Source organism: Parasphingorhabdus sp. (assembly GCF_041748495.1).
Taxonomy (GTDB): Bacteria; Pseudomonadota; Alphaproteobacteria; order Sphingomonadales; family Sphingomonadaceae; genus Parasphingorhabdus.
On record NZ_JBGTDD010000161.1, the window covers coordinates 1 to 4,348 of the forward strand.

A 4,348-nucleotide genomic window follows, 5' to 3' on the forward strand; every position below is an offset into this window, starting at 1 on the left:
GACCGATGGTCCTGATTTGGCCGCCCGCGTTGCGGAAGCGACCGGCAATGCGCCGATTGCCTTGGCCATCGATGCTGTTGGAGGTGGTACATTTTCACAATTAGTAGAATGCCTAACCTTTGGCGGAACCATTGTCGCCTAATGGTACGCCACGACGAGGCGCGAAGTTTCGATAAGCATGGTAGGTGAATGAAAGGCGGCAATTGCCTCTGCATCCACAATACCGGACTTTCCGGACTGTCCAACTTAGCAGATCTCGAATTAAAATGTGCTATTTGCTTCGCAATTTCTTTAACTGCGTCACTTTTCCACCCTCGCGTAGTTCATCCAGATAGTCACTCCACCATTGCGCCATCTCAACACGCTCCTTCCAGTGCAAGCCGCGATGATACACACCGCGCACAGCATTGCTGTCTCCATGAGCCAGAGAACGTTCGATGGCATCGGGGTTCCATAACCCGCATTCGTTTAACAACGTAGAGGCGGTTGCACGTATCCATGACCTTGTAAGATTTGTCGCGAGGACGCAGAGAGCGGATGCGCGTGTCAGTTAAAGTCAATTCGAGTCCTTCCCAATGCGGTTTTCAAAAAGGCCCCTAAAAAGGCCCCTAAAAACTCCGAGAAGGCCCCAGATTTGATGGGACAAGCTGGAACAAACCCGAAGCGAGAAACCGAGCGTTTCTGCGGGTCTTATAGACTATTTGAGAGAACAAGAGAAGAACAAATGGTGCCCAGAAGAGGACTCGAACCTCCACATCCTTGCGAATACTAGCACCTGAAGCTAGCGCGTCTACCAATTCCGCCATCTGGGCCCATGCAAGCGGCAATCGAAGCCGCCTGATAGAGGCGGGCGATTAGCCGCTTGGTGGCTTCGCTGTCAATGATTCATATCGACAAAGCGACAGCGTGATAGAGCGGATCACCCAGGGGCTGCTCTGCTGCTAGCCGAATGCTGGTCTGTGGGCAGAATCCGCTGTTGCTTCGCCCGCCGCGCTGCGGCAGAGGATAAGCGGAAACCAAGCCATGGGTGGAAAACGGACATGAACCTCGACGGACGACTGATTTGCATATTTGGCGGCGGCGGCTTTCTTGGCCGCTATATCGCGCAAGCTCTGCTGGAGCGCGGGGTCCGGCTGCGCATTGCCGAGCGCAATATCAAGAATGCGATGCATATCAAGCCGCTTGGCAATCTCGGCCAGACGCAATTTATCAGCGCCGATATCACCAAGAAGGACAGTGTGGAACGGGCGGTTCGGGACTGCGATGCGGTGATCAATCTGGTCGGAATATTGAAGGGCGACTTTGAACGGGTGCATGTCGAGGGGGGGCGGAATGTTGGCGAAGTTGCTGCGGCGGCGGGGTGCCGGGCGTTGGTGCATTTGTCGGCTATTGGGGCTGACAACGCGTCTCCTTCGCGTTACGGGCGGAGCAAGGGTGAGGCGGAAACGGCTGTTTTACAGGCCTTTCCAGACGCCATCATCCTGCGACCGTCGATTGTCTTTGGTCGCGAGGACCAGTTTGTCAATCGCTTTGCCGCGATGATCGAATTGTTGCCGCTGGTCCCGGTGATCGGCAGCGAAACCCGCTTCCAGCCGGTGTTTGTCGGCGATGTTGCCGATGCCGTGGCCGCAGCGCTGAACCAGTGCGAAATTTACGCCGGCGAGACGTTCGAGCTCGGCGGCCCGGAAATCTTCAGCATGGGCGAACTCAACCGGCGGATTGCCCAGTTGACCGGACGCAAGCGGACCTTCGTCAATGTCCCGGATTTTGCTGCCAAACTGATGGCCAGCCTGCTCGGCCCCTTCCCCGGCGCGCCGATAACGGCGGACCAGTACAAGATGCTGCAGAGTGACAACATCGTCGCACCCGGGGCCAAAGGACTAGAAACCTTCGGCATCGCGCCAACCCCGCTCGCGGCCGTGGCCAGCGGCTGGATGGAAAAATATACCGCGCACGGCCGCTTCGGCGCGCGCGCCAAGACCCGCTAGCGCCAGCGTCATAAGCCTGCCGCGCTAGAACAGGGCGAGCAGCGCGATGCCCATGGCGATGCGGTAGACAACAAACACCATCATCGAGGCCTTGCGCAGGAAACGCATCAGGAAGGCCATGGTCGCCAGCGCCGCCAGAAAGGTCAGCGCACCGGTGATCAGCGCTTCCTTCAGCAGATCGCTGCTGGCATCCATCAGATCAGGAATGATCAGCACGCCAGCGCCGGCCACCGCCGGGATCGACAGCAGGAACGAGAATCGTGCCGCCTCAACCCTTGTGTAGCCGAGGAAGCGGGCGGCGGTCATGGTCACGCCGGAACGGCTGGTGCCCGGGATCAGCGCCAGCGCCTGTGCGAGGCCGACGATGATGCCGTCCTTGAGTGACAGGTCCTCGAAGGATTTGACCTGTTTGCCAAAGCGGTCGGCGATACCGAGCAGGATGCCATAGACGATCAGATTGACCGCCACCAAGGTGGTGCTGCGGAAACCGTCGAGATAGCCGCCGGTCTTCAGGAACAGTCCGACGATGACTGCGGGAATGGTGCCGATGATGATCCACCAGAACAGGCGCCGCTCGGCAGCGGCCTGGCCAATGCCGACGGACGCCAGCCCACCCCGGCCGAGCGCCCAGACATCCTTGAAAAAATAGGTGATGATCGCGAGCAGCGACCCGACATGCACGGCAATGTCGATCATCGGGCCCTGATCGGCATAGCCGGTAAAGACCGGCAGCAGAATCAGGTGACCGGAAGAGGATATCGGCAGAAATTCGGTAACGCCCTGCACGATCGCGAGGAGCAGCATCTGAATGAAGGTCATGGACAGTCCGTCTGTTGGTTTGCCGCGCGCAATAGCGTTTCGCAAAGCGCTTGTCCTGCGGAAAATATGGGGCCGATACGGAACTGATAATCTGACAACACTGCTTTCGGCAGGACAATAGTTCTTCATATCCCCTTATTAGGACATAATACCTGTCTTATATTGGAATTTATGCGTGACTCCCGCTGCATTTTTGGCTATTTCCAACGCCCGGCCCGCACAGGAGGGTCGTTGGTGACCATCATAAATTGCAGGAAGCGAACATCTGGCATGGCAAAAAGCCCGCAGAAACTGGAAATGCTGACATTTGTCGAGGACGGCCAGGCCTATCCCGAAAAGCGCGCGCCGAGCCTGCGCGCCGAAGATTTTCAGGAGATTGCCGACAAATATGCACCGGGCCAGGCCGCCGAGCAATCCGCGCGCTGCTCGCAATGCGGCGTGCCTTATTGTTCGGTCCATTGCCCGCTGCACAATCATATCCCCGACTGGCTGCGGCTGACCGCCGAAGGCCGGTTGCGCGAAGCCTATGAAATGTCCAACCTGACCTCGACCATGCCGGAAATCTGTGGCCGCATCTGCCCGCAGGACCGATTGTGCGAAGGCAATTGCGTGATCGAATTTTCCGGCCATGGCGCGGTCACCATTGGCGCGGTGGAAAAATATATCACCGACACCGCCTGGGAGGAAGGCTGGGTCGAACCGCTCCAGCCGGGTCGACCCCTGGGCCAGTCGGTCGGCATCATCGGCGCCGGGCCAGCCGGCCTGACCGCAGCCGAATATCTGCGGGTCGCCGGCTATGACGTGCATGTCTATGACCGGCATGATCGGGCCGGCGGATTGCTGACTTATGGCATCCCCGGCTTCAAGCTGGAAAAGCATGTGATCATGCGGCGGGTGCAGCGGCTGAAGGATGGCGGCATCCAGTTTCACGAAAATTTTGAAGTTGGCCGAGAGGCTGCGCTCGACGAGCTGCTCAATGAACATGACGCGATTCTGGTCGCGACCGGCGTCTATCAGGCGCGCGCGATCGAGATGCCGGGCGTCGGCGCGCCGGGCGTCGAAGAGGCGCTCGACTTCCTGATCACCTCCAACCGCAAGAGCTTTGGCGACGATGTCCCTGATTTCGGACCTGACTCGGGTGGCGGCCGCTATAATGCCAAGGGCAAGAATGTCGTCGTGATCGGCGGCGGCGACACGGCGATGGATTGCGTGCGCACCTCGATCCGGCAGGGCGCCAAATCGGTCAAATGCCTCTATCGCCGCGACCGCGCCAATATGCCGGGCTCGCAGAATGAAGTGCGCAATGCCGAGGAAGAAGGCGTCGAATTTGTCTGGCTGTCGGCGCCGAAAGCGGTCGAGGGCACCGATCATGTTACCGCGGTGCGGGCAACCCGGATGCGGCTCGGCGCGCCCGACGCCAGCGGTCGCCGGTCGCCGGAAGTCGAGCCGGACAGCGATTTCACCATCCCCGCCGATCTGGTGATCAAGGCGCTGGGCTTTGATGCCGAAGATCTACCCGATCTGTTCGGCTGCCCCGATCT

The 4,348-nt window shown here is 59.2% G+C and carries 3 protein-coding genes, 1 tRNA gene and 1 pseudogene; 2 read left to right on the forward strand and 3 right to left on the reverse strand.

Annotated elements, in window-relative coordinates; all coding sequences use genetic code 11:
* Positions 1-271: 271 nt before the first annotated feature.
* Positions 272-499: pseudogene (locus ACEW8J_RS14125) on the reverse strand (integrase); the annotation flags it as partial.
* A 226-nt stretch (positions 500-725) separates the two neighbouring features.
* Positions 726-812 (reverse strand) — tRNA-Leu (locus tag ACEW8J_RS14130).
* A 228-nt stretch (positions 813-1,040) separates the two neighbouring features.
* Here ACEW8J_RS14130 and ACEW8J_RS14135 point away from each other — a divergent pair.
* On the forward strand, positions 1,041-1,988 hold the full coding sequence (locus ACEW8J_RS14135) for a complex I NDUFA9 subunit family protein (RefSeq protein ID WP_373492285.1): 948 nt from the start codon (positions 1,041-1,043) through the stop codon (positions 1,986-1,988).
* 24 nt (positions 1,989-2,012) lie between these two features.
* Here ACEW8J_RS14135 and ACEW8J_RS14140 read toward each other — a convergent pair whose 3' ends face one another.
* The gene (locus tag ACEW8J_RS14140; RefSeq protein ID WP_373492286.1) at positions 2,013-2,807 is read right to left on the reverse strand and encodes an undecaprenyl-diphosphate phosphatase; all 795 of its coding nucleotides are present in this window, start codon (positions 2,805-2,807) and stop codon (positions 2,013-2,015) included.
* A gap of 270 nt (positions 2,808-3,077) precedes the next feature.
* On the opposite strand from ACEW8J_RS14140, the gene ACEW8J_RS14145 reads away from it, so the two are divergent.
* On the forward strand, positions 3,078-4,348 hold a 1,271-nt coding region (locus ACEW8J_RS14145; RefSeq protein ID WP_373492287.1), incomplete at its 3' end, for an NAD(P)-dependent oxidoreductase.

Excerpts from the sequence above, each read along its gene's own strand:
- ACEW8J_RS14135 (WP_373492285.1), top strand. The coding sequence starts at position 1,041 with ATGAACCTCGACGGACGACTGATTTGCATATTTGGCGGCGGCGGCTTT.
- ACEW8J_RS14140 (WP_373492286.1), bottom strand. The coding sequence starts at position 2,807 with ATGACCTTCATTCAGATGCTGCTCCTCGCGATCGTGCAGGGCGTTACC.